This window comes from Acinetobacter pittii ATCC 19004 = CIP 70.29 (assembly GCF_000369045.1).
Taxonomy (GTDB): Bacteria; Pseudomonadota; Gammaproteobacteria; order Pseudomonadales; family Moraxellaceae; genus Acinetobacter; species Acinetobacter pittii.
This window is the reverse complement of the sequence record NZ_KB849790.1, coordinates 1-25,424: the sequence shown is the minus strand read 5'-3', so window position 1 is coordinate 25,424 and position 25,424 is coordinate 1. Positions and strand designations below refer to the sequence as shown.

21 protein-coding genes are annotated in these 25,424 nt (G+C 39.0%); 5 read left to right on the top strand and 16 right to left on the bottom strand.

The window, feature by feature from the left end:
• Nucleotides 1-47 precede the first annotated feature (47 nt).
• From F928_RS22700 to F928_RS12690, 6 genes are all read right to left on the bottom strand, one after another.
• Nucleotides 48-170 (bottom strand): hypothetical protein, encoded by a 123-nt coding sequence (locus F928_RS22700; protein WP_000737387.1) that lies wholly within the window; start codon nucleotides 168-170, stop codon nucleotides 48-50.
• Nucleotides 171-338: 168 nt separating this feature from the next.
• Nucleotides 339-1,733 carry a methylenetetrahydrofolate reductase C-terminal domain-containing protein gene (locus F928_RS12710; protein WP_005075958.1) on the bottom strand — a complete coding sequence of 465 codons (1,395 nt, stop codon included), beginning with the start codon at nucleotides 1,731-1,733 and terminating at the stop codon, nucleotides 339-341.
• A gap of 72 nt (nucleotides 1,734-1,805) precedes the next feature.
• Nucleotides 1,806-2,573 (bottom strand): ADPR responsive transcriptional repressor NtrR, encoded by a 768-nt coding sequence (locus F928_RS12705; RefSeq protein WP_005075956.1) that lies wholly within the window; start codon nucleotides 2,571-2,573, stop codon nucleotides 1,806-1,808.
• 60 nt (nucleotides 2,574-2,633) lie between these two features.
• On the bottom strand, nucleotides 2,634-4,127 hold the full coding sequence (locus F928_RS12700; RefSeq protein WP_005075954.1) for a nicotinate phosphoribosyltransferase: 1,494 nt from the start codon (nucleotides 4,125-4,127) through the stop codon (nucleotides 2,634-2,636).
• Between the two features lie 11 nt (nucleotides 4,128-4,138).
• The gene (locus F928_RS12695; protein WP_005075952.1) at nucleotides 4,139-5,023 is read right to left on the bottom strand and encodes a phosphoribosyltransferase family protein; all 885 of its coding nucleotides are present in this window, start codon (nucleotides 5,021-5,023) and stop codon (nucleotides 4,139-4,141) included.
• 181 nt (nucleotides 5,024-5,204) lie between these two features.
• Nucleotides 5,205-6,008 carry a sulfite exporter TauE/SafE family protein gene (locus F928_RS12690; protein ID WP_005075950.1) on the bottom strand — a complete coding sequence of 268 codons (804 nt, stop codon included), beginning with the start codon at nucleotides 6,006-6,008 and terminating at the stop codon, nucleotides 5,205-5,207.
• A gap of 97 nt (nucleotides 6,009-6,105) precedes the next feature.
• Between F928_RS12690 and F928_RS12685 the strand changes: the two genes are divergently transcribed.
• Nucleotides 6,106-6,894, top strand: coding sequence for an AraC family transcriptional regulator (locus F928_RS12685; protein WP_005075946.1), 789 nt, complete (start codon nucleotides 6,106-6,108; stop codon nucleotides 6,892-6,894).
• On the opposite strand, the gene F928_RS12680 is transcribed toward F928_RS12685, so the two are convergent.
• The 4 genes from F928_RS12680 to F928_RS12665 are packed head-to-tail and all read right to left on the bottom strand — an operon-like array spanning nucleotide 6,889 to nucleotide 10,170.
• Nucleotides 6,889-7,380, bottom strand: coding sequence for a GNAT family N-acetyltransferase (locus F928_RS12680; protein WP_005075944.1), 492 nt, complete (start codon nucleotides 7,378-7,380; stop codon nucleotides 6,889-6,891). The two genes, F928_RS12685 and F928_RS12680, sit on opposite strands and share 6 nt — an antisense overlap.
• Nucleotides 7,377-8,141: an ABC transporter ATP-binding protein gene (locus F928_RS12675; RefSeq protein ID WP_000614440.1), complete on the bottom strand. Its 765-nt coding sequence runs from the start codon at nucleotides 8,139-8,141 to the stop codon at nucleotides 7,377-7,379. Before F928_RS12675 ends, F928_RS12680 begins: the two co-directional genes overlap by 4 nt.
• Entirely contained in the window at nucleotides 8,138-9,148 is a 1,011-nt protein-coding gene (locus tag F928_RS12670) for a FecCD family ABC transporter permease (protein ID WP_005075941.1), read from the bottom strand. The genes F928_RS12675 and F928_RS12670 overlap by 4 nt, the downstream gene beginning before the upstream one ends.
• Before the next feature lie 2 nt (nucleotides 9,149-9,150).
• Nucleotides 9,151-10,170, bottom strand: a complete 1,020-nt coding sequence (locus tag F928_RS12665; RefSeq protein WP_005075938.1) for an ABC transporter substrate-binding protein — start codon at nucleotides 10,168-10,170, stop codon at nucleotides 9,151-9,153.
• Nucleotides 10,171-10,493: 323 nt separating this feature from the next.
• Here F928_RS12665 and F928_RS12660 point away from each other — a divergent pair, with 323 nt between their 5' ends.
• The gene (locus F928_RS12660; RefSeq protein WP_005075934.1) at nucleotides 10,494-11,837 is read left to right on the top strand and encodes a PepSY-associated TM helix domain-containing protein; all 1,344 of its coding nucleotides are present in this window, start codon (nucleotides 10,494-10,496) and stop codon (nucleotides 11,835-11,837) included.
• 141 nt (nucleotides 11,838-11,978) lie between these two features.
• Here the strand turns inward: F928_RS12660 and F928_RS12655 are convergent, their stop codons facing one another.
• Nucleotides 11,979-12,599 (bottom strand): TetR/AcrR family transcriptional regulator, encoded by a 621-nt coding sequence (locus tag F928_RS12655; protein ID WP_002113753.1) that lies wholly within the window; start codon nucleotides 12,597-12,599, stop codon nucleotides 11,979-11,981.
• Nucleotides 12,600-12,765: 166 nt separating this feature from the next.
• Here F928_RS12655 and yhcA point away from each other — a divergent pair, with 166 nt between their 5' ends.
• Nucleotides 12,766-14,343, top strand: coding sequence for an MFS transporter (gene yhcA / locus F928_RS12650; protein ID WP_005075930.1), 1,578 nt, complete (start codon nucleotides 12,766-12,768; stop codon nucleotides 14,341-14,343).
• The gene (locus tag F928_RS12645; RefSeq protein WP_002113815.1) at nucleotides 14,340-15,425 is read left to right on the top strand and encodes an HlyD family secretion protein; all 1,086 of its coding nucleotides are present in this window, start codon (nucleotides 14,340-14,342) and stop codon (nucleotides 15,423-15,425) included. Before yhcA ends, F928_RS12645 begins: the two co-directional genes overlap by 4 nt.
• Nucleotides 15,426-15,482: 57 nt before the next feature.
• Here F928_RS12645 and F928_RS12640 read toward each other — a convergent pair whose 3' ends face one another.
• The 3 genes from F928_RS12640 to aptA all read right to left on the bottom strand — a co-directional run bounded on the left by F928_RS12640 (nucleotide 15,483) and on the right by aptA (nucleotide 20,038).
• Nucleotides 15,483-16,874, bottom strand: coding sequence for an amino acid permease (locus F928_RS12640; protein ID WP_005075928.1), 1,392 nt, complete (start codon nucleotides 16,872-16,874; stop codon nucleotides 15,483-15,485).
• Between the two features lie 104 nt (nucleotides 16,875-16,978).
• The gene (locus F928_RS12635; RefSeq protein WP_005075925.1) at nucleotides 16,979-18,547 is read right to left on the bottom strand and encodes a CoA-acylating methylmalonate-semialdehyde dehydrogenase; all 1,569 of its coding nucleotides are present in this window, start codon (nucleotides 18,545-18,547) and stop codon (nucleotides 16,979-16,981) included.
• Between the two features lie 108 nt (nucleotides 18,548-18,655).
• Nucleotides 18,656-20,038 (bottom strand): omega-aminotransferase AptA, encoded by a 1,383-nt coding sequence (gene aptA / locus F928_RS12630; protein WP_023187880.1) that lies wholly within the window; start codon nucleotides 20,036-20,038, stop codon nucleotides 18,656-18,658.
• Nucleotides 20,039-20,135: 97 nt separating this feature from the next.
• On the opposite strand from aptA, the gene F928_RS12625 reads away from it, so the two are divergent.
• Nucleotides 20,136-21,053 carry a LysR family transcriptional regulator gene (locus F928_RS12625; protein ID WP_002113672.1) on the top strand — a complete coding sequence of 306 codons (918 nt, stop codon included), beginning with the start codon at nucleotides 20,136-20,138 and terminating at the stop codon, nucleotides 21,051-21,053.
• A gap of 155 nt (nucleotides 21,054-21,208) precedes the next feature.
• Here F928_RS12625 and F928_RS12620 read toward each other — a convergent pair whose 3' ends face one another.
• Both F928_RS12620 and F928_RS0103800 read right to left on the bottom strand, forming a co-directional pair.
• A complete protein-coding gene (locus F928_RS12620) occupies nucleotides 21,209-21,670 on the bottom strand; it encodes a hypothetical protein (RefSeq protein ID WP_005075919.1) in 462 nt (153 codons plus the stop codon).
• Between the two features lie 22 nt (nucleotides 21,671-21,692).
• Nucleotides 21,693-25,424: DUF637 domain-containing protein (locus F928_RS0103800; protein ID WP_005075916.1), on the bottom strand; the 3,732-nt coding region annotated here is incomplete at its 5' end.

Sequence of the window (25,424 nt, the reverse complement as noted above, 5' to 3'; positions counted from 1 at the left end):
AAAGTTATTTCAAATGAAAACCCACTCATTGAGTGGGCTTTTTATTACTAACCGTTTTGCCTGAGGTGATCTTGGAACTCTTGGTCGTGTATTTTGTTGTAATTAACAGGGTCGTAAACGCATCCAGTTAAAACAACAATTACAGTAAGTACAGCAACCAATTTTTTCATTGAGACAGCCTTTCCTTTAACGCAAAAGATTTGCTTTAAGTATACTCCTCGATAGCCGTTTTGATTGGACATAATTAAGGCAAACAATTGTTATTTTTAAATTATCGCCGTGCTTTAGCATATCATTTGATTTTTTTAGCATGATCAAATCAACGGTTAATACAAAACTTAAGCCTCAGTCGCTAAATACCAATTTTTCCAAGAACTGGTTCCTCTGGTTTCAAGAGGCACAGTTGGAATCAATTTCTCTTTTAATATTTCAGTTTGTTCAACTGCTTTTGCAAGTCTTGCTTTAACGGAATGAATACATTCACGGTCACCAAATTCACAGCGGTCTAAAGTTGTACCGCCACAAGGCCCATTGGCTAAACCTTTTGGACACGTTTCAGGGCAAATATATAAGGTATCACTTAAACGACACTGGCCACAGCTTTCACAGCCCACTAGGCTATGTTTACTCAGCACTTCTGTTTTAAGTAAGAGTTTGACGATCAAAGCGTTTTCCCAAAAAGATGCTTTGAAAATAAAACGTCCGACGCCTTTAGCGATTTTTGATCCAAACATTGCTTCATGCATAACATGTAGCTGACGATATTTAATTAATTGTTTAGAGGTTGGTTGACGTGAAAAACGCGAAATTTCAGGCGAAAACTCTTTGCCTGACGTGACTTGCCAAAGTGAATTCCAAAGCTCTTCTAAAGCTTTAAGCTCCAAATGTCTGTATTGCTCAATGTAGCTCTCAAGTAGCATTTGCTCTTCTGGCTTATGGCAAGCGGATAAGTGAATTCCAGAAAATCCTACATGTTTACATATTAAAATCTGTAAAGCACAGCGCAAATAAACACGGTCTGTATGCCCTGCCTGTTTTTCATCTGCCAAGACTTTTAACATGTGTGGCGTAATTACAATACCAGCGACTTTATGCTTCACCATAAAATTGGCTCGGCCTAAAGTCAGAGGCATTACACAAGCCAGTATTTGCTGCGAATAATTGTTCTTTGTTAAAAATGATTTGGCTTGTTTTAAGGCTTCAATGTCATAACCTAATTGGGTAATGATAAAATCAGCGCCTGCTTTAATCTTCTTATGCAGTTTTAAGTACTGTGCATCCCGCTCAGCTTCGACATATTTAAATGGGTTAAAAGCAACCCCAATACGAAACCCGCCGTGTTGCTTAGCAGCCATTACCGCGTTTACCGACTCTAGGTAACGACTACGCGGCTGTCCATCTCGCCCATTATGGTGTTCTTTGAGTTTATCGCCTGTAAGCAATAACAAGTTTTGAATATTGGCTGCTTGAGCTTGTTCTAAAAAGCGCTCAAAGTCTTGTATGTCTCGGGCCTTACCTGAAAAGTGTAAGACTTTCTCTATTGAGTCAGGATAACTTTTGCTGGCTTCAAGCGGCGCAATATCATGATCTGAATGTACACGATCTGCCAATGTCATTGCAGCCGGATATCCTGCAAACTCATGTCTTACAGGATAAATTTCATGCAGTGAAGTGAGATACTCCACCAACACAAAGAACTGATTTTGTTGGAAGCAGGGAGAAACGTGTGACATAGGCAAAGTGCTTATCAAAACATGACATCAATCATAAGCGCGGCATTATAAATCAAAGTGCATCAAGATGCGCTAGTCAGAAAGCTCATTGTTTTGCTTATCTTCACCCTCTTTATTTCTAGGTAATTCGAGTGAGCGAGGAAATATAAAATCGAAAGAATCGAGTGCATAGCGATAAAGCTGAGCTGGTCGTTTGCCCACAATTTTACTTTGGTTAGTTTCTTCAACTGCACCTGCCTCTATCATACGGCGTCTAAACGCTTTTTTATCTAACGATTGGCCAAGAATAATTTCATAAATAGTTTGTAGCTCAGTTAGCGTAAATAACTCGGGCATTAGACTGGCTGGCAATGCGGTATAGCGGGTTTTATTGGTTAAGCGCTCTAATGCCAAGTTAAGCAACTCATTATGATCAAACGCTAATGCTAAATCTTGTGCTTTTGTTACAGGCACCCATTCGCTGTACTCAGCCAAAGCTTGGTGTTGATAGGCATTAAAATCAATTAAAGCAAAATACAAAATGGTTACTGCCCAGCCACGCGGGTCACGTTTGGCATTGCCCACAGAGGCAACTTGTTCCAAGTAAGGTGAACTAATTCCTGTTTTTTCGACCAGCTTACGATAAGCCGTGGCCATCAAATCTTGGTCATGGGTTAAATCAGCAAAACCGCCGGGTAAAGCCCACTGGTCTTTGGCTGGAAAGTTTGGGCGCTTAATGAGTAGTACCTGCAACTGACCATTAAATACCGAGAAAATAGCCATATCGACCGTGAGTAAAGGTGCGTCATAATCTCGGCGATCATAACTGGCAAGGAATTCTTGTTCAGTTTGAATAGTCACGTTCAGCCTCTCAATAAAAATGATGAGCCGATACTCATGCAACGGCTCATCTAAACTCAGTTATGCGATGGATAAACGCTCACGTATTTGATCCAAAGTACACTCATATTGAAGTTTACCATTTTCAAAGACAGTTTTTAGTGCTCCGCCTTGTTCTTGTTCGGCTGTTTGCTCATCAAACAAGGTAAAACCATTTTCACTTTCTTCAATGCGTAATAGACCTTTCGCAGATTTTTTCACACCTGAGTCAGTAATTGGGTCTTTAAACAACTCTCGGCCTACACCATTTACCTGCCCCCAAGTCGCTTTAACAGCAAACCCAAAGGTGTCGCGAGTTAAGTAGTTATAGGTAAAGCTACCTATACCAAACACCAAGTTGTTTGAAGCAAAGCCTTTGGCTTCAAGTCCTTCTAAAATACGCTGTGCGCGATCTAGGGTAATTGAGTCACCGTAAATTAAACCGACACGCTCATTCAATACTTTATAGCCTTGGTCTGTGGTTGTACCGCCAAACACTTCCCATAAACATTCAACCGCGCCTTTATAAGCTGGGCTGCCGACTTCGGCGTCTGGGTCACCACAAATAATTTTGACAGGATCACCAGAGTCAGGACGGAAAACTAATTTAGCCAAACCTAAAGCATTCGGTTGTCTTGCCAAAATTTCAGATTTTAAAGCCACTGTAAACTCGGTAATCACTCGCCAAAAGTCCCAAGTATCAGACACAATACTGACAACACCCGACGGATAAAGCTCACAGATTAAACGCTTAAATGTTTCTAGCTCACTGTCTTCTGTACCCATACACATCACACTGTGTTCGGTCGCTGGTACAGATACCCCAACAACACCTGTTGCATTGTAATATTCTTCGGCATAGTCGATTGAAGCAACCGAGTCTGTTCCAATAAAACTGGTTAAGTGACCCACACCAGACTGAGCAGCATCATAAACTCCACTCATGCCACGGCTACTAAAATCGTGTCCTTGCACAGGCACAAAATCGAGTGGTGCGCCAGTTTTTACGGCATATTGTGTTAATAAGCGTTTGTATTCATAGGCAATTGTGGCCGTAGTACAGCTTTTCCAAAGCTCAGCACTTAATACGGTTTCAATATAGTTAGTTAACCAAAAGAAACGCGGGTCAGTGTTAATCACGGTAAGTACAGGTACACGCATATTGACGCGGCTACCTTCTGGCAATGCTTTAATGCGCAATGGTAAATAACCCAAGTCGTGTAACGCTTCAATGTGATCAACAGGTACAGCACCTTCACCTAATGAGCTATCCATACGGCGTTTATATGCTGCCACTACCTTGTCTTTAGGTTGTTTGAAAAAGCCTTCATTCCATGTATCGATTAAAAAGTGTTTGATAAAACCCTGAAGTCCAAAGAACACAACTTTATCGTCGAAGTCAGGTAACATCTTGGCGAGCCGAGATGAACGCGGCGTAAAGTTTGCGTATACGTACTCTGTACCTGCTGGATACTGACGTCTGTGATCGGCTTTATAAAAATCGATAGCGTTTAATGGATTAAGTTTAATCGTCATCTTTGTTCTCTTTATTCTGCTGCAAAAGCAATTACTGAAATTTTGTCTGATGGTTGTTGTGAAAAGCTGTCCGAGGTAAATAGCTGGTCAAGCAGCCCATCAAAAACCTCTATTCCTTTACTAAAAATACCGTGGGTCACATATAGAACGACCTTAGTGCAATTGAGACGACGCAGTTCTTTGGCAATACCAATAAAGGTTGCACCGCCGTCACAAATATCATCGGTAATGACCGCTGTGAGGCCTGATAAATCAGTCGCATGTACATGTGTACCCAAAATTTTGCCAGTCACTGGGTCACGTTTTTTATCACACTGAACAATAGTGATGGGTTGTTTGCGCTCGCCATTAGAAGCATCTGCAACCATTTGTGTACGTGCTTTCGCGCCTTTGTCTGGGCAAATCAGCACTGTTTTTTCATCTTTTAATAATGTGCTTAGCGCTTCACTCTTTGCGATGATGTCGACTGAACTGATGTTTACAACTTCACTAAAAGAAGTATTGGCAGCAAGTAATGCTGTTGTTACTTCACTATGGCAGTCCCAAACAGTCACCTTGCCTTGTTTGCCCGCTTTTTTGTCTGCATTGATGTTGAGTAACTTGGTCATCACATCAAGTGAGAACGCTTGGCCTACTGCACAAATACGGTCCTGACGTGCATATGGAAAATACGGAATTTCTAGGTCAATGGTTAAACCCTGAGTCAACAATATATTTTCAAGTAGTAAATAGTCCATCACATCGTAACTTGAGGCCATCTTTGCACGGACCAATACCTTGCCAGATAGTGAACCTAAGGTTGTCTCATCAATTTGAACATGACGCTCGCCACCAGAAAACTGCGTGAATTTCACTGGAATCTCATTTCTTGCCGCATCTAAAAGCTGGATAGCCATATCATCCTCTTTTTGTCTGATGACCTTCGATGAATATATAGTGGCATAAAGCCACTATATATTGCAAGTCTAATTTTCAAACTTTTTTCAAAGCCCTTTAAGACATAAAATTTACAGTTTTAGAGCATTTAGTGATTCGATATTTCAGAGAAATTATTCTTCAATTAATTGAAATAAAAAATTAATTTACAAAAAGCATGACTAGTAGAACTATTATTAAAAGTAATGGATACAACTTTGCACGCCATAAATCAGGTAGTTTTGAAATAAATTTTTCTGAAAAATATAGCCCGATCCATGTTCCAGTCACCAAGAATAAAGCGGCTTTAAACCAGATTAGACCGATAAATCCGTTGGGTGTAGATTGCCAAAGTGACAATACACAATAGGTCAGTGTTGCAGTTAAAGACAAAGGCAGCGTGAGAATGTTTGCAATAGCCGCAGCCTCTGCCATAGAACTACCCCGCCGCCGTAATAAAGGAACCGTCATTACACTGCCACCTACACCTAAAAGTGCCGCAACCCAACCAATAATTCCCCCTTTAATGAGTTCGCTGTTCTGACCATAGTTTTGCTTTTGCACTGATACCACCATAAATCCTGGTCGGTAATAACAATCAATAATGGTTATGAATACATAACCCATAAATATCCAGCGAAGCCAATTTCCATTAAATAATGAGGCCATTACTGCACCGACAATTCCACCAAATGCGATACCACCCCATAAAAAGCGGATTTTTTGCCAATCTATCGGCCCAGAACGATAGTGTCGGAAGGTTGCAAAACTTGCCGAACACAGCTTGACAAAAGCTGATGTAGCTACGGCGATTTGCATGGCATGTATGCCGATATTACTTTCATTACTCCACTTTTGAATAATGACTGTATAAAGCAAAGGTACAGCAACAAATCCGCCGCCAAAACCAAATAACCAAGTGGTTATGCCTGAAAGTAATCCAAATAGAAATAGCTCATATAGCATGATTATCTTCCTCACGTTTATAGAGGAATGATATAAAATAGCCCTATGGCAAACTAACGTAGAAAAGCCATCTTTTTATTTTTTTAAGCCAAAAAATATGCGTAATATTCCAATTAACGAGGTAGACCATCTACCGCAAGCGGTTCTAGCGTTAGGATCAGATTATCCTGCTGATACCTTGTTAGATACGCATAGTCATCGTCGTGCTCAGTTCTTATATGCACCCGAAGGCCTCATGAAAGTTGAAACTGAAGATGGACAATGGCTCGTGTTACCGTATAGCGGTGTATGGATACCTGCAGGTAAACCACATCGGGTATGGCTATCTAAAGTCAGTACTTATAGTTTGTATATAGAAGCGGGCCATGCACCAAGACAAGCAAACTATTGCGAGGTTATACAAGTCTCGCCTTTGTTACATCAACTGCTCATTCAGGCTAATCAGCTACCTATTGACTACCAGCATTCAGGCCGTGACGGCGCTCTTATCGATTTATTGTTATATGAGTTAGAAGCTGCACCAGCCCTACCTCTATTTATTCCATTGCCTCACAACACATTATTATCTAAACAATGTGCTGAGTTTATGGAGCATCCCGATATTCATAGCAGCCCTAAGGATTGGGCACATGTCCATAATAAAAGTGAACGAACTTTTCATCGTTGGTTTAAGTCAGAAACGGGCATGTCATTTCAGGCTTGGCGTAATCGAGTCTGCATCATCTATGCTTTAAATGCGTTAAAAGAAAATATCTCAATTACGGAAATTGCCTTTAGTTTGGGCTATGAGCACTCGGCAGCATTTACTGCAATGTTCAGTAAAATTATGGGTCATCCACCTACCCATTTTCAAAAAAGATTTCATACGCATAATAAAGCGCTATAAAGATTTACTCATGTGAATGGTGTCATAGGTATCGATCCATTCCCGTTGAATAACCTCAAAACCTTGTAGAGTCCAAAACTCTTCAGCCGCCGGCAAAAAAGGATGAGTATGCAAATACAAAATAGTAATTTCATTCTTTTGTGCATGGCTAAACAACATGTTGCATAGCTGAGTTGCGATGCCCTTACGGCGGTATTCAGGCAATACAAACAACTTAACGACTTCTACCGTATTAGACGGCAAATTTAAATCAAAACGATGGTCATAAGCTCGATATGCAATGGTGCCAATAATGCGGTTTTGATCTTTTACCGTAATAAAGCAGCCCAATGGATCATGAACATAATATTGCTCAAAATTTTGTAAATCTTTGGGAACTTGCCCATGATAAATTTCTGGGAATAAAAGCTGTCTAGTATAAAGCACAAACTCTACCGCTGACTCATAATCAGTTTTTCCCACTAGCTGATAATTCAACATATTCATAGCCAAGAATGATCAGGTATCACAATCGTTTTGTCTTGAATCATGGCTTCATGGAACTCAACATCGTAGACACTTTTTAAAAACTTCGGATCAGTTATTCGTGTTTTAGACTCAGGCTTAACCACCTCATGTTGGCGCATAAAAAACAGATGATCTGCAAATAAAAAAGCTAAATTGGGATCATGCATAATCGCAATCACCGTAAAATTTTGCCGCGACAACTGACGCAATTTTTTCATTAAATAAGACTGATAATAAACATCGAGATGGTTGGTTGGTTCATCGAGCAAAATAACTTTTGGGGCTTGCACTAAAATACGGGCAATCATGACCAATTGCCGTTCACCACCCGATAACTCGGTATAAGGACGGTCACGCAAATGCTCGATGTCTAAATCAAGCAAAGCTTGGTCTACACGTTCCCAGTCTGACTTTGAAGGCCTATATCTGCTAAAAGCGGCACGTCCTGTAATCACTACATCTTTAACCAGAAATGGAAATACGGTTTTATGAAACTGCGGTAAAAAACCGAGTAATGCAGCACGATCTTTCCCTTTAAAGTCCGATAGTGGTTTTCCAGAGTAACGAATCAAGCCATCTTTTACAGGTTCTAGGCCCGCCATCAATTTAAACAGTGTCGATTTCCCACAGCCATTACGCCCTAAAATCACTGAAAACTGATTTTCGGGAAACTCTAGATGAATATTTTTAAGAACCTGTTTGTGCCCATAGGCATAATTTAACTGATCAATTTGAATCATGCCCAATGAGTCCTCTGTGTTTTCATTAATAATAAGAAAAATGGCGCGCCAAGTAGCATGGTAAAAATACCAATCGGTATTTCAAACGTAAGTAAAACCCGAGAAAAGTTATCAATCAACAGTAAAAAACTACCGCCCAACACCATATTGGCAGGAATACTATAGCGGTGATCTGGCCCAACCAACATTCTCACAATATGCGGCATAAAGAGCCCATATAGACTAATAATGCCTGCAGCGGCTACAGAAGTTGACGTACATACTGTGACTAGAGCAATTAAAAGCAGTTGTTCCCATCTTGGGTTAACACCCACAGCCTGCGCTTCTTCAGCACCAAGTGCCATCAAGTTTAATCGCCAACGCATAGCAAATAATCCGGCGAGGCCAATACAAATTGGTAGCACGGCGTATTGAACTTTTTGCCAAGAAGCCTGATGTAAGTTGCCCATGGTCCATTGCACAATGGCTTGCAGTTTAAATGGATCGCTTAGGTATTGAATAACCGTAAGACCTGCCAAAAACAGCCCCGAAACAATCATGCCCGATAAAATTACCATCACTAAAGACGTCTGGCTTTCATGTTTTTGATGCGCAAATAAATACGTTAAGCCAACAGCACAAACGCCAAAAACAAAGGCGGATAGATTTGGCGAAAGCCAACTTAAAGAAAGTGCTAAAGCTGCACCAAACGCCGCACCAGATGAAATACCGAGTACATACGAGTCAACCAATGGATTACGAAACAAGGCCTGCAAGCCATTACCTGCGGTTGCTAATGCAGCTCCCACCATAAAGGTCAGTAAAATTCTGGGTAATCTGACATTGACCAGAATGTTTTGCATCAGCCTAAATTGTTCTGCATCAAAATATGGTGTACCAAAAACTGCTTGTACACCCCACAGCAAATAGTCCCATGCACTCAAGGTCTGAGTTGGCCCAATAAGCAGCGAGATAAAAATCATGAGGAAAGGTAAAGGGTAAAACCAATAATACTTCAGTTTTTCCATATTTATTGCACCAACGCTTTTGCAAGGTGCTCACCATACAACTTAGTTAAAATACGCTGTTGTAAAGCACTTACGGGTAAATCGGACTGTTCGGGATAAATACTATGATTCAAATAAATCGCCGTAATAATGATTTTGATGGTATGGGGGTTATATATAAATGCAGGACTCAAATTAAATACCTTTCGGTTTTGTATAGCGCTTAAACCTTGTAATTCTTTTCGTTCATAAATCAGTTTAGGATTGGTATTCCAAAGCACAATATTGTCGGGGTTCCATTCAATTAAAGTCTCTGGATTTACATTGGGTTGATTCGTATTGGTCTGAATAATGTTGTAAGCACCCGCCAGCTCAATAAAATCATTGGTAATCGACTGACGTCCCGAGGTAGAAAAAATTCGCCCTCCTGACCATGCATAGTAAATCGATTGCTTATTTGGCTGACGTGCAGTTTTGGCTGCGACCTCCGCCACAATTTCATCAGAAAAACTTAAAATTTCCTGAGCACGCTTTTGGGCGCCGCTCAAAACGGCAATTTCAGATAACTCTTCTTTCACTTGCTGGTAGGTACTAGACTCCATCACATATACAGCAATGCCAAACTGCCGCAACAGTTCAGTTGTTTGAGTCTGCCCGCTCCCTACAATCACCAGATCAGGTTTTAACAACACAAGGCTTTCAATATTGGTTGCATTTGCCCCTTGTGAAGGCGTCGCAAGCTGCTTATTGGCGATACGCTTATCTATTTTTGAATAGGCATTAAATAATAAAGGTTGGATGTATACTTCGGCCGGTATGCCAATCACTTTATGACCTTGCCCTAGCATATATAAGCCATCTAAACCCGACTCAAACAAAGAAACAATTCTTTGGGCGGGTTTGGCTACACAGACTTTTGTATTTGTACTATCAAAGACACATATCGAATGGGCTGCTAACTTTTCTTGCGCTTTACCACTTTGTTCAGATGAAGAACATCCACATAGAATGAGTAAAGTGAGTAATGAAGCGAATAACTTCATTACGGCATGCCTTGCACAAATACAGTGCAAAATAAAAAGACGTGCCTATTTGGTGCATTTTTCATGTGAAAAAAACACCATAAGTTAGCAAGACGGTTTGAGTCATGGTTAATACAGCGGTCAAATTAAACGTAATAGCTAAGATATTAAAGAGTAAGCAAAAAAAACGCCAAATTTACCAAGTAATAAAAACTATTTAATTATTAGGCCAAAAGTTTACAAGGTGGCTAATCAAATAATTTAATAGTGGTTACCACTCAATCAACATTAAAATAAATAAATCGTTATAATCCAGCCTAAAATCTGATAGACATTATCTTCCGATGCTGACCCAATCATCTTTCTGGCGTAGTCTTTACCGCTTAATTCATATTTATGCCGGTATTTTTATTGCACCATTTATCTTGTTCGCAGCAATCACTGGTTTACTCTATGCTATTACACCACAACTTGAACAAGCCATTTATAAAGATGTTTTATATGTTAAGCCACTGAATCAAACACCACATAAGCTGAGCCAGCAAATTGAAGCTGCAAAGCAAGTAATGCCAAAGTCTGCACAGGTGATTGAAGTTAGGCCAGCTCCTAGCTCTGATCAGACAACACGTGTAATTTTTTCAGACCCTATCCACGATTTTACAAGTGAAGCCGTTTTTATTGATCCTTTTACACTTAAAGCCAAAGGCCATCTAGCGGTTTATGGTACCAGTGGGGTTCTGCCATTTCGAACTACGCTCGACCAGTTACATAGCAATTTATTGCTAGGAAAATGGGGCCGCTTTTATAGTGAACTGGCAGCAAGTTGGTTAGCTATTTTGACTTTAACCGGGCTATATAATTGGTGGAAACGGCGTCAAAATCTTAAAATTAGGCAGACACAAAAAAATAGATTATTAAGATGGCATAGCTCGCTGGGCTTAAGTTTATTTCCACTTTTATTATTAATTGCTATTACGGGTCTTACGTGGTCCGAGTGGGCTGGCGATAATATTCGAGTTGCTCGTCAGTGGCTTAACTGGCAAACCCCAACATTAGCAACTTCCCTTCAAACAGATAATTTACCTACAGTGATGCATCATGAACATCACGAGATGCCTCATAGTGAAAATCTTAATTTAAATATTGTCTCGACTGAGTACGATACTGCTCTTTCAATCGCCAGAGCACATGGTATTGATGCAGCACAAATACAAATCAAACCACCAACCAGTGGAAATCAAGCTTGGACTGTAGCCGAAATTCAGCGCAAATGGCCAACTCAAGCAGACAGTATCGCCATTGATATGGAACAACACAAAGTTATCGATCAACTTGCGTTTAAAGACTACTCTTTAGTGGCAAAACTCACTCGTTGGGGAGTTGATGCGCATATTGGGGTTTTATTTGGCTGGATAAATCAATTGGTACTGGCTCTTTATGCTTTCGCACTCTGTATTATGATTATTTACGGATATAGTGCTGCGTTTAAAAACTCGAATTTAAAACTCATGACAACTCACTTTGTTGGTCAAAGTCTATTAATTTGGAACCGTGCAACTGGCTCACAAAAAATATGGTTAATATTGGTGGGAATCGTGTTAGGGCTAAGCTTACCTGTTTTTGGTTTTAGTATTTTATTTACGCTGTTTATCTTTGCTATGCGTAAATATATTCCGTCTAAATCGTAAATCTTGCTAAAAAGGAGTTCGGTTTCAACTCAACTCCTTTTTTAACTAAAAATTTTAAAGCAAAGATTTTACTAAGCTTTAAATCACTCGAGAATAAAATAATTTTTAAAGTATTTTTTTTTAGATCATCGAATAAAGAAACTAACTCTGACAATACTTAATATTTTTTAAAAATAAATCAACAGCGTATTCAACCCAAGTACTAATTTCATTCTCTGATATTAAATAATCAGGATGTGTCAAACATTTTAGATGAGCATCACTTCTTAATAGCGATAAAAATATATTCGCAGCAACTTCTGAAGAAGAACTTAATTCAATTTCGCCCTGTTTAACGGATTTTTCTAGATATCCTGCAATGATATTTGCTAGACGCTGTGGACCCAATTCAAAGAATTTTTCAGATAACTCTGGGAACCTTACCGCTTCTGCAATACAGACCCTAAAAAAAGCCAAGCCTGAATGCGATAATATAAAACACAGATAGGTCTTCCCAATTTCAGTTAGTGCTGATCGTAAATTATCGGCTTTTGTCTCAACTAAAATAATTTGTTTTTGCATGTTGGTACATTGACGTTCAATCACCGCTGCAAACATCGCTTCTTTATTCTTATAGCAACCATACATCGTTGCTTTTGAAACCCCTGCTTCCTTTTGAATCATGTCTGTCGTTGTGCCACTAAAGCCGTGGATCAAAAAAAACTTTGTTGCTGCATCCAGAATTTTTTGATCTTTTTCATGAGCTTTCGTTAAACCAGACATATTGACCTTATAAAAATTTTAGCGATTTCGTTCTAAGTGTAACTCATCGAAAAGTTCAAAATCGAGAATTGACGGAAATTTAATTAAAGAGTAGAGTACCGATCGGTACAGTACAGTAAATATCTACTCCGTGCAATGAATTGATGTTTAAGATTTAAGGTAAAAGATGAATACAAAGCCACTCATCGGTTTAGCAGGTGCAATATTTGCTGCAATGACTGTTGAATTTAATAACCGAATTACCAGCATTACTTTAGTCGACATTCGAGGTGCAATGGGCATTAGTGTCGACTCGGGTTATTGGGTTAATAGTATTTACGCAAGTGCGATGATTATTGGAATGATCCTGTCTACGAGTTGGGCAGTCATTTTTTCTATGCGCAGAGTTCTTCTTTTTGCTATAGGACTTTGCCTTTTTTCTAGCGTTTTAATTCCTTTTAGTCCAAATATCGAAATCTTTTATCTATTACGTGGTTTACAAGGGCTCGCCAATGGTTTAACGATTCCTTTGCTCATGGCCTGTGCGCTTAGATTTTTAGGACCTGACATTCGGCTATGGGGATTAGCCTGCTATGCATTAACTGCGACGTTCTTTCCCAACTTAAGTGCTGCACTCTCAGCTTTTTACTTAGATGTAATTGGATGGAAAATGATATTTTTCCAAACTATTCCGTTTTGTGCGCTAAGCGCTGCACTGGTTTATTTTGGTATTCCCCAAGATCCATTGAATTATTCAAGAATAAAAACTTACGATTGGATGGGTGCCATTTTAGCGATTATTAGCTTAGCCAGCCTGAGCACCATGTTATTGCATGGCAACCATTTAGATTGGTTCCATTCTCAATTAATTTGTGTATTAGCCTTAATTAGTGCAATAACTTTACCTTGGTTTTTCATACATGAATGGCGTTATCCGTCACCATTGATTAAACCGCAAATGCTCGAAATCCGAAATTTTGCTTATGCTGTTTTCGCACTCTTTTGCTTTGTCATTATTGGTATGTCCACAAGCACATTACCACTCAATTACTTAAGTGCTGTACATGGCTATAAACCCACTCAGACCATGTGGATTGGCTTACAAATTGCGGCACTGCAATTTATCTATATTCCTATTGTTGTGAAGCTTTTAAATCAAGCTTGGGTGGATAGCCGATATGTACACGGATTTGGTTTACTTCTGGTCATTGCGGGTTGTCTAGGTGCAAGTCAACTTGATACCACATGGAATCAAGACCAATTTTATTTTTGGCATGCAATCTCATGTCTGGGGCAAACCTGTGTCGTGCTCTCGCTCTTAATGATGGGTACAAACAGTGTTCACCCAACCATGGCAATTTATGCATCCCCTATGATTAATACCCCGCGTGCTATTAGCGGTGTACTAGGTGTGTGTATTTTGGACTGGGTCAATCGAGTTCGCGGTGAATACCATTCAACACGACTGATTGAAAATACTGCTCAACATGTTTTCCAAAATATTCAAGGCCCTGTTATTAACCCACTTACTCCACCTGTGCTGAGTGCAGATGGTACCGAACGTGTTTCCGGTGGTTTATCTGCCTTAAATTCTGCGATTCAGGCACAGCAATCAGTTTTGGTCATTAGTGATCAATATCTGATTTTAGCGGGACTTACTGCAATTTTATTCATCGTGATGTTGATTTTGCCAGTTCGAACTTATCCGCCACGTATTGCTCTCATTAAGTTAATGAATAGTCATAACTCAGGAAAATCTTTATGAGTACTCTCGAAGCCCAAGACACCACCCATACCGAACCACCCAAGTTAACCAAGGTGCAATTTCTCAAAAAGCATTGGGTTATGGCTATTGCGTTTATTATTGTCTTAGCATCTATTTTATGGGTTTTAAAACTTATATTTTTACCCTCTTCGGTTGTTGAAACAGACGATGCACGTGTAGATGTAGAGTACTCAACAATTGCCCCAAAAGTATCGGGCAATATTGAGGAAATTTACATTAAAGATCACCAGACCGTAAAAAAAGGCCAACTTTTAGCGCGGATTGATGCACGTGATTATCAAGCTGCTTTGGCTGAGGCTGAATCTAATTATGCAAAAGCGCAAGCTGACCTGAGTGAAGCAATGCTCGCAGTGGATAGACAACCCACTATCATTCGAGAAACTGAAGCACAGCTGAGAAAAGTAGAAGCTGGAATTAAACTCACCAAAGATAATACGGCTCGTTATGAGCAATTACAGGCACTTGGAGCGGAGTCTAGATTAATTACACAGCAATCTAAGACTACTTTGACTGAACAATATGCTGACTTAGACAGCAGTAAAGAAAAAGTGATTGATGCACAGTATCAGCTCAATCAATACAAGATTCAGGTACAAGCCAAACAAGCAGCCCTTAAACAAGCCCAAGCGGCGCTTGATAAAGCAAAACTGAATTTGAGCTATACAGAGGTTCGTGCACCTATTGATGGCATGATTGGTCAAAAGTCAGCTAATGTAGGTAACTTTGTGAGTGCTGGTAATCCACTCATGGTGGTTGTTCCTTTAGATCAGGTTTATGTAGAAGCCAACTTCCGTGAAATTGAGTTAAAAAAGATCAAGATCGGACAACCAGTTAATGTCTATGTAGATGCTTATAATGTTGAATTAAAAGGTGTGGTAGATAGCTTCTCTCCTTCAACTGGCGCATTTTTTTCTCCAATCTCGGCGACCAATGCAACAGGTAACTTTACCAAGATTGTTCAGCGCCTTCCTTTACGAATTAAGCTTATTGAAAATCAAAAAGACGTTAAATTATTACGCCCAGGTTTATCGGTTTTAGTCTCTATTGATACGACTAAATAGTTCGTCTAGATCTTGGAATATGAGAAAAAAAGAGACCATTTATGGTCTCTTTTTTAATTAATCTAAATTCATGGCAACCGCTCTGGTTGCTTTACGCTTTCGCGTGACGAACAACCCACAAACAACCACAAGCGAAGTTACCCCTAAAGATAAAGTGGTTTCATAACTATATGCTGGCGAGAAGAACATGTAAGCCAATACACTTAAAATAATAATAATGACAAACCAAGTCAGCCATGGGAATAACCACATTTTAAATGGAATTTCCGCTCCAGCTGCTTCTAACTTATGTCTTAAACGTAGTTGTGAGAATGCAATAACTAAGTACACCAGTAAAGCAATTGACCCTGTGCTTGAAAGCAATAAGCCAAATACTTTTCCGGGGAATACATAGTTAATGACACAACACACTAAACCAATAAAAGTTGAAGAAAACACTGCAATTGCAGGTACACCCGCATAATTGATTTTAGTTACTGCTTGTGGCGCTTCACTACGAGTGCCCAAACGAAATAGCATACGAGAGGACGTATAAATTGCGGCATTCATACAACTTGCAACAGCAATAAATACAACCGTATCAATGATGAGTTTAGTACCCGGTACGTTCAAGCTCATTAAAACGTATTGGAATGTCCCATACTTCTGTAAATCTGGTGAACGCCAATCGACAAGTGAAACAGCAATAAACATTGAGACCACAAAGAAAAGGATAATACGGTACAACACTAAATTGGTAGCGCGTCTGATTTTCTGTTTAGGATTTGATGATTCCGCTGCTGCAATTGAGACAATTTCTACTCCAAAGAATGAAAATGCCGTAATTAAAATTGCCGATAAAATGCCTCCCATACCATGCGGCATAAAACCAGCGTTGTTATATAAATTGGCAACGCCGCTAACATTTTTAGCTAAAGGCCAAATACCTGAAATTGCCAAAATACCAATAATAATGAAACCAATAATGGCCACTACTTTAACTAGAGAAAACCAGAACTCAAACTCACCAAAACTTTTGGTACTAAAAAAGTTGGCCAAGCTTAAGAACACAATAAAACAGAACGCATAGATAGAAACTGAAACGTTCGGAAACCATGAATGTAAAATTTCAGCACCTGCAATCGCTTCTACTGGAATCGCAAGCACCCAAAACCACCAATATAACCAACCAATGGTAAAGCCTGCCCAAGGGCCAATCGCTTTACGAGCATATGTAGAAAATGAACCAGTGTCTGGTTCTAAAACGGCCATCTCACCTAACATTCGCATGACCAGAAATACCATAATGCTGGTAATCAGGTATGCAAGAATCACCGCTGGGCCTGCCTTGGCAATTGCAGAAGATGAACCGACAAATAAACCTGCACCAATAACACCGCCAATACTAATCATTGTGATATGGCGATTTGAAAGTCCTTCGCCTAATTTTTTTGTTGTATCATTATTCATATTTCAATCCTTAAAAATATATCTATAAAAACAATCTATTACATGTTTAAAATCCTACGGTAATGAAAAAGGGAAAACTTAATGTTTTCCCCTTGTTGCAATAATTAATTTAAAGTTGGCATTGAAAATTGTTTTGCTTCACGGACCTGAGCAGATGGCCAACGTTGCGTAATAGTTTTACGGCGTGTGTAAAAACGGACACCATCTGGACCATAAGCATGTAAATCACCGAATAATGAACGCTTCCAACCACCAAAGCTATGGTAAGCAACAGGTACCGGTAAGGGCACATTTATACCCACCATACCAACTTGAATATGACTGCTAAAATAACGTGCTGCTTCCCCATCACGGGTATAGATACAAGTACCGTTACCATATTCGTGTTCATTAATGAGTTGCATGGCTTCTTGCATAGTATTCACACGCATAACTTGCAACACAGGACCAAAAATCTCTTGCTGGTAGCTGGTCATGTTCGGCGTGACTTGATCAATTAAAGTTGGTCCAACAAAGAAACCTTTTTCGTAACCTGTCGGTTTTGCATCACGACCATCTACCACAATTTTTGCGCCTTGTTGTTCTGCACTTTGAATATAGGCTTGTACCTTGTCTTTATGTGCTTGGGTAATAAGTGGCCCAAAGTCGTTGCTTGCATCTGCATAGTTGCCGAACTTCAATTTTTTCATTTCTTGAGTCAGCTTATCAATGACTACATCGGCAACTTCATCACCAATGGCTACTGCTACTGACAATGCCATACAACGTTCACCTGAAGAACCAAAAGCTGCGCCTAACAATGAAGTTACTACGTTATCAATATCGGCATCAGGCATAATAATCGCGTGGTTTTTTGCCCCACCTAATGCTTGGCAACGTTTGCCCGTGGATGTTGCAGTACGGTAAATATATTCAGCAATTGGTGTTGAACCCACAAAGCTAACCGCCTGAATACGAGGATGATGCAATAAGGCATCTACCGCTTCTTTGTCACCATTCACCACATTAAACACGCCGTCAGGTAAACCCGCCTGCTTTAATAATTCTGCAAGGTATAAAACCACAGAAGGCGCTTTTTCAGAAGGTTTTAAAATAAAACAATTACCGCAAACCAGTGCCATTGGGAACATCCACAACGCCACCATAGCTGGGAAGTTAAACGGTGTAATACCAGCCACAACACCTAACGGTTGGAACTCGCTCCATGAGTCAATATCTGGACCGACATTTTTTGAATATTCCCCTTTTAAAAGCTCTGGTGCGCCGCAAGCATATTCAACATTTTCAATACCACGTTGCAACTCACCTTGAGCATCATGAGAAATTTTACCGTGCTCTTGCCCAATCAAAGCGCAAATCTTTTCAGCATTTTGTTCTAATAGTTGTTTGAACTTAAACATGACACGCGCACGTTTAATGACTGGTGTATCGCGCCATGCAGGAAATGCTTGCTCGGCTACCTGAACTGCTTCATTTACCGTTTGAGCATCTGCAATTTCGACTTCTTTACTAATTTCACCCGTCGCAGGATTGTAAACTGGCTGTTTTCTTGCCGTTTTAGATACAATTCTTCCTTGAATGAAATGCCCTAGCACTTTTTTGGCTTGTTCACTATGCGTACTATTTTCAGTTGAAACTTCCTCATAGCTAAAATCTTCTAGGCCATTTGTCATTGTTGTTACTCCTTACTACAATTAATTTTCAGATCAAACTGTATTTTTCATTTAGTTTTTAAAGAACATCTATAGACGCTACCGATGCTCTTAAAATGTCTATAAGCCTTAATTCACTTGATAAAGCGCATCGCCCACGGCATTCATTAAGCGGTCAATATCTGCTTCTGTACTGTTAAACATTGGGCCGAACTGAAGCGTGTCGCCTCCAAAGCGAACATAGAACCCTTCTTTCCAAAGTTTCATACCAAGCTCAAAACCTCGGATGGTGGCATCGCCATCACGCGGAGCTAACTGCAACGCACCAATCAAACCACAATTACGAATATCTAAAATGTGCGGTGCGCCTTTTAAGCCATGCAGCATTTTTTCAAAAGTTGGTGCTAACGCCGCAGATTGAGCCAACAGGTTTTTCTTTTCTAAAACATCAAGCGCAGCTAAAGCAGCCGCACAAGCAACCGGATGCGCCGAATAGGTATAACCGTGAGTAAATTCAATGGCATGTTCCGGTAAGTCTTGTTGCATAAAGGCAGAGTAAATTTCATGGCTTGCCACCACTCCACCTAAAGGAATGGCACCATTAGTCACCTGTTTCGCAAAGTTCAAAATATCTGGTGTTACCCCAAAGTACTCTGCTCCCGTCCAAGTTCCTAAACGGCCAAAACCTGTAATCACCTCATCAAAAATTAACAAGATGTCATGCTGATCACAGATCTCTCTTAAACGTTGTAAATAGCTCGTTGGCGGTACAATACAACCCGCCGAACCAGAAATAGGCTCCACAATTACGGCTGCAATATTTGAAGCATCATGTAGCTCAATTAACTTAAGCATTTCATTGGCAAGTTCTACCCCACCTGTTTCTGCACAGCCTTTGGTAAAAGTTAAATTTGGTTGCAAGGTATGCGGTAAATGGTCTACATCCATAAGCTGACCAAACATTTTACGGTTGCCACCAATACCGCCTAAGCTTGTTCCCGCAACGTTTACACCATGATAGCCACGGGCACGACCAATCAATTTAGTCTTGCTTGGTTTACCTTTAATGCGCCAATAGGCACGTGCCATTTTAATAGCGGTATCTGCCGACTCTGAACCCGAGTTGGTAAAGAAAACGTGTTGTAGTTTTTCAGGCATATGCTGAACAATTTTATCTGCCAACTTAAAAGACAACGGATGACCAAACTGAAAAGCTGGTGAGTAGTCAAGCTGACCTAATTGTGCACTTACCGCCTGTTGAATTTCAGGCAAGGTATGACCAGCACCACAAGTCCATAGGCCTGAGAGTGAGTCGTAAATTTCACGGCCCGAATCATCAATTAGGTATGATCCTTTTGCGCCCACAATCATGCGCGGATCTTTAGCAAAGTTCCGATTTGCAGAGAAAGGCATCCAGTGTGCCTGATAATTTATGTGCATATTATTATTAGTTTGAACCGCATCCAGAGTATGCTCTGAGTCACTGAATTTATCCGTATCAAACATAACCATTCCTGTTTATTTTCAAATTATGGTTTGAGTGTACATAGCGTGATAAGTTTGATAAATTCAAATTATCTTGAGTTTAGATTTAAAAAAACAAAACTAAATGAAACCCAAAAAATTAAATCAAGTCACTGATTTTGATATTAAATTACTTAAAATATTTAAAACGGTTTGCGACTGTCATAGTTTTACATCTGCAGAAAGCATTCTTGGCATTAGCCGTTCTGCCATCAGTTTGCATATGAGTGATTTAGAAAATCGTTTAGGCATTCGGCTATGTCAGCGAGGCCGTGCCGGATTTGCCCTGACCGATGAAGGACGGGAAATTTTAGAATATATAGAAGTGCTTACGGCAGCCATTGAAGACTTCCGCTCCAAAGTTAACCAAATGCATAATCGTCTTAAGGGTGAGTTTAATATCGGCATTATTAACAATCTTGTGACGATGCCTAGAGGCTATATCACCAATACCTTGACACAACTTGCAGAGGAACATGCTGAGGTTATTATTAATATTAGTATGAGTACTTTGTCAGATATTGAATGCCGTGTGCTCGATAACCGTTTACATGCAGGTGTTATTCCACTTGTTACGCCTTTGTCTGGTCTAGACTATTTCGATTTATATAGTGAAAGTTCATTTTTGTACTGTGGCAAAAATCATCCGTTGTTTAGCCAGTGCAGCAATATGAATCTAGATGAGTTGAAAACATGGCAAGCGGTTCTCCCTAATTATGCTATTACACCAGAAGCGGCAAAGTTGCATCAGCTTTTAGACTGTAAAGCGACAGCAAGTGACCGTGAAGGCATCGCATTTCTGATTTTAACTGGAAAATTCTTGGGTTTTTTACCCGACCATTACGCAAAAAAATGGGTTGAAGATGGTTTTATGCAAGCTGTTTCAAAGGAGAAAATGTATTACAGTACCCCTATATGCTTAATTACTCATAAGGGTAAAAACCACAATAATATTTTAAAAACTTTCATGGAAATGCTTGAGAAGCGGATTGTTGCGGGTTAAAATTTATTGACAATTAATTAGATAATAAAATAGTAAATTTAAACTAATTATTTTAGATTATATTAAAAACTATAATAAATTATAAAAACCAGTTATCCTTGCAACTGGTTTTTTATAAAATAATTTATTAGTTAAATTTTTTTTATTAAAAGCTACTACTCAAAACTTGCTTTTGAATCTAATGACAATTCACCATGTTGATAAATATCTTTAAAAAGATTTAATAATAATTCTAGATCTTGATTAACATACTTTGCTTTCCATTCATCTTCATGGGGTTCAAAAATGTAAATCTCATCAGGATTTTTAGCATTTTTATTCACAAGACGCAAATAAGTACCTTCCGGATAATTCTCATTTTCACTAATACTACATCCAAACAAATAACCGTATTTAGAATCACAAACCATACTATAACTATCTATATCGCTATATGCTAACCGTCCATATTCTTCAGAACAATCAGCATCCGTTTTATGAATAATGACACTACCTCCAAATGAAAAAACATTTTTGACTATATTTGATAATTTTTCCCACCCCATTTCTTTTATATCAATTCGCTTCTCAGAAAAAAAAGGATTTCTTAAAACATAACTACAAACATATAAAATCATTAGCAACCTCTATAAAATAACATTAATGACCAAAAATTGGCGATACTACAATTTTAGTTGTAGCAATATTAGTTTTAGCATCAATAACTTTATAATAAGTAGTAGTGCTACCACTTGTTGTATCATGAATAATCAATTTGGCTAGTCCAGAACGTTCATACATAGTTTTCATCACTTGCCCACAATGGTCACATACTTCCTTTCCTCTAACAAGCACCTGCATAGTTTCTCCTTTTGTTAAACCAGCATCGTATGCTCTTTGAATTAAGGCAATTTCCGCATGTGCATTTTTCATTGTTAAATTAGGGTTACTTGGATCTATTTTTGCATTTCCAGCAGCAAGAGTTGGTGTATTTGTTCGATTAACTTCTGGTCTAGCAGTTTGATTGGTATCGAACATATGCTTACCACCTATATTTGATTCAGCTGTAACAGTGATAGGTGCTTTAGCGCCAGGTAATGTCTTACCAAATTTAATATCAACTTTTTGTAACTCTGCAAGCTCTTCTGCTAAACGCCCAGCAGACTTAGTTCCATCCTCACCAATTTTTAATATTTTAGCGACTTTTGAAAGTTTACCAACTGGCAAAATTTCTACATAATTAGTAGGAATAACTAAGTCACTAACAACAATAACGATCTCACCTAAGGCAGATTTTGTTTCTATATTTAAATAACTACTACTTGAATTAGCCCAAGTTGTTACTGAATCATCTAATTGGTTTTTAAATTTTTTAGCAGCTTCTATATCACCTTTTTTATATGCATTAATTAAGCCATCTAAAGCAGCTTTAGACTTATCATCCAAATATTTACGTGTAGCTTCAAGTTTTAATAATGCTTTATCCTTAAAAGCATTATTTTGAATTGCTATAGTTGCACTATTTGCAGCTGTATTAACATCATACCCAGCATAAGCGGAAATTGTACCAGCAATTAACTTACTATAAGCTTCAATTTTAGCTTTCTCTTCTGCTGAAACGAATGTTGGATTTCGGCCATGAAGCATTTCTTGTGCAATAATTTCGCCAACACCAGCACCAATCGCTCCAGCTTCGCAGCTCTGTTTTGTAGCAGCTGCCGCTGCACATCCAACTGCTGCATGAGCAATTTTATGTAAAATATAGTTTACATCTTCCAGACCTTTGAGATTTTGAGCTAATTCGCCTTGTAATGCTCCAGCTAAACCTGCTAGTAATGCAACCTGTAAATTATCTCCGAGATCTCCCCCTTTAATCGCAGTTTGTACTAAAGTTGATCCTACTGATGATGCAAAATTATTAGCTAATCGGTCTGGTAGAAGAGTACTATCTGGTTTTAAATTTAAAGCAGAACCAACTTGGCTCATTAAGCCAGCAGTGACTACTGATGCTGCTAAATTCTTAATAGAATCTTTACTTCCTAAATCTTTTAGTGTTTTACCAATATCTCCGCCGTTATTAATCAATCCTACACTTGCTTGAGCTGCCAGACTGGTGATTGCTGCATTTGCCATGGCACCTAGAGCTGAGGGAACGATTGCTCCTGCTGCTGTTGTAGTAACGCCAGCAGCACCGAGCATGCTTGCGCCAAGTCCAACAGTAGTACCGCTTGCAGCAGCCCCTCCTGCTGCACCAGCTGCCGCTGCCGTACCCGAACCCGAACCCATCGTAACAATTGTTACAATGATGACAATAATTGCTGCCCCAGCACCTGTTAAACCTTGTGATTTATAGTCCCAATCCTTTTGAGTTAATAGTACTGTTTGCCAATCAACATCTTTTCGGTTAACTAATTCTTTGAGATATGCATTACCTGGCTGATTTGCCAATTTTAGAATTTCATTACGCAATTCAACTTTATTAACGTCTTTTTCACTAATTGGAACTTGCACACTCAAACCACCTGCCGCTTTAAAAGTAGGTAAAACTGGACCATTAAAACTCGGTAACTGAGCAGTTTCAGTGATAGAGCCTTTATCCTGCATTGATTGCCAAACAACACTATTACTCTCTTTTTTTAGAGTTTCTGTGACAGTAGTCGAGGCGCTCTCCAAAGTAATAGTCCCACCCGCTTGGATTTCTGCTCCTTCTAGATAGTTGAATACAGTTCCTTTTAAACGAGTATCAAATCCAGACTTGGTTCCGATATAATCGGCATTTAATTCTGCAGGTAATTCTGATTTCACATTCCTCGTATTCGTGGTATGTGACTTATTCAGTTTGACACCAAGAAATGAACTTTTTTTACTGATATCTGTTGTATTGAGTGATACATCATCAGCAGTTAAAAAGTTTAGATCACCTCCTGCCTGAATATTAATTTTTCCATCAATCGCGGTTAGTTGACTTGAATACATATCAATACTAGTACGATTCTGACCACTCATAGCAGGCGTATTCTTTGCTTGACTCTTAATATTAATATTTTTTGCATCAATATCGACGGATAAGCCACCACTTTTCTCATCAGTCTGCGTTGTGGTAATCGTTTTCTTTTTGCCATACCATTTACTTTTGGTCTCAGTCTTCTGAGATTTATTAAAACTATTATTAATTGCAACATCAAAAATTATATTTTTATAAGCTTCAATATTTACATCATTTTCTGAGGTAATTGCGACGCCTTGTAAAATTAAATTATCTGTACTCTGCTTGCCTATAACTTTTATAGAAACGCCTTTAGTTCCATTAATAGTTGTAGGACTTACTGGACTAAACCAACGATAATCATTATCAGAAGGGCTTCCTTGTTCATATGAGTCTTGGTTAGCATCAATAATAATACTGCCTTTAATAACACCTTTTTTTACACTGTTTTCAGTAGGGTTATTGTATTTCCCTTGAATATTATATCCCTCACCATCTAAGGCTCCAGCAGCTTCAAGATTGACCTTTCCATCTTTCGCATCCATTGATGAACCACTTATACTTAAACCTTTATTAGATACGAGCTGGATGTTGCCTGTGTTGCTGATAATTTTTGAACCAGAGTGTACTTCTCCATTTACATAACCTACGTTAAATAGTTTTATCATTTCTGAATAAAAATCTTTTTGGTCTCTTAGCGGGCCATATTTTGAAACGTATTCTGGGAATTCCTTAGTCGTCTTTTGAAGAGCCTTTTGAAGCTCTCTGTCCATTTCAGGGCTTCCTTCTATTAATTCTCCCGAACTAATTCTTGCATAGACTTTAAGAGCCTCTTTCATAAAGAATGCAATTATGGCCTCATAGTCACTCGACTTTTGTAATATTTTTATCTCTTCATCTAGCTTTATTATTTTTGCCTTATATTCATCAGTATGTTGATTAGTAATTGTATTTCTAACTCCATCAACCACCAAGTCACCATTTGTCGAGACGATCGAAATATCTTTAGCAGCTTTTAAATTTGAACCTTGTAGCTCAACCTTAGCACCTTCTAAATTGATCCCCCCATTTGCTGTATCCAGCTTAACAACTTGTTCCGATCCATTCCCTGCAGTTCCACCATAGCCTTTTAAAGTTAAAGTGCCAGTTTTAGAAACAAGTTCAATATCACCTACTGCTTTTAAACTATAAACTTTAGGGTCAATGGTTAAGTTAGAATTGGTTTGAATTGTTAAATCACCATTTAAACTATTTAACTTTGTATCATTCTTGAGTAAATCACTTCCGACCGCATTTAAGTTCAATCCAGTCTGGCCTAAAATAAAACCGCCCGCTTCTAATAAAACAGCTCCACCTGTTAAATTTGTATTTTGTAATACTTGGTTTCCTGTAGCCGTTACAGAGGT

Coding starts and splice junctions, on each gene's coding strand:
- F928_RS12625 (WP_002113672.1), top strand. CDS start 20,136: ATGAAACCCAAAAAATTAAATCAAGTCACTGATTTTGATATTAAATTA.
- F928_RS12695 (WP_005075952.1), bottom strand. CDS start 5,023: ATGGCTATCCAGCTTTTAGATGCGGCAAGAAATGAGATTCCAGTGAAA.
- aptA (WP_023187880.1), bottom strand. CDS start 20,038: ATGGTTATGTTTGATACGGATAAATTCAGTGACTCAGAGCATACTCTG.
- F928_RS12690 (WP_005075950.1), bottom strand. CDS start 6,008: ATGCTATATGAGCTATTTCTATTTGGATTACTTTCAGGCATAACCACT.
- F928_RS12685 (WP_005075946.1), top strand. CDS start 6,106: ATGCGTAATATTCCAATTAACGAGGTAGACCATCTACCGCAAGCGGTT.
- F928_RS12620 (WP_005075919.1), bottom strand. CDS start 21,670: ATGATTTTATATGTTTGTAGTTATGTTTTAAGAAATCCTTTTTTTTCT.
- F928_RS22700 (WP_000737387.1), bottom strand. CDS start 170: ATGAAAAAATTGGTTGCTGTACTTACTGTAATTGTTGTTTTAACTGGA.
- F928_RS12710 (WP_005075958.1), bottom strand. CDS start 1,733: ATGTCACACGTTTCTCCCTGCTTCCAACAAAATCAGTTCTTTGTGTTG.
- F928_RS12635 (WP_005075925.1), bottom strand. CDS start 18,547: ATGACAAATGGCCTAGAAGATTTTAGCTATGAGGAAGTTTCAACTGAA.
- F928_RS12675 (WP_000614440.1), bottom strand. CDS start 8,141: ATGATTCAAATTGATCAGTTAAATTATGCCTATGGGCACAAACAGGTT.
- F928_RS12640 (WP_005075928.1), bottom strand. CDS start 16,874: ATGAATAATGATACAACAAAAAAATTAGGCGAAGGACTTTCAAATCGC.
- F928_RS12680 (WP_005075944.1), bottom strand. CDS start 7,380: ATGAATATGTTGAATTATCAGCTAGTGGGAAAAACTGATTATGAGTCA.
- F928_RS12660 (WP_005075934.1), top strand. CDS start 10,494: ATGCTGACCCAATCATCTTTCTGGCGTAGTCTTTACCGCTTAATTCAT.
- F928_RS12670 (WP_005075941.1), bottom strand. CDS start 9,148: ATGGAAAAACTGAAGTATTATTGGTTTTACCCTTTACCTTTCCTCATG.
- F928_RS12645 (WP_002113815.1), top strand. CDS start 14,340: ATGAGTACTCTCGAAGCCCAAGACACCACCCATACCGAACCACCCAAG.
- yhcA (WP_005075930.1), top strand. CDS start 12,766: ATGAATACAAAGCCACTCATCGGTTTAGCAGGTGCAATATTTGCTGCA.
- F928_RS12700 (WP_005075954.1), bottom strand. CDS start 4,127: ATGACGATTAAACTTAATCCATTAAACGCTATCGATTTTTATAAAGCC.
- F928_RS12665 (WP_005075938.1), bottom strand. CDS start 10,170: ATGAAGTTATTCGCTTCATTACTCACTTTACTCATTCTATGTGGATGT.
- F928_RS12655 (WP_002113753.1), bottom strand. CDS start 12,599: ATGTCTGGTTTAACGAAAGCTCATGAAAAAGATCAAAAAATTCTGGAT.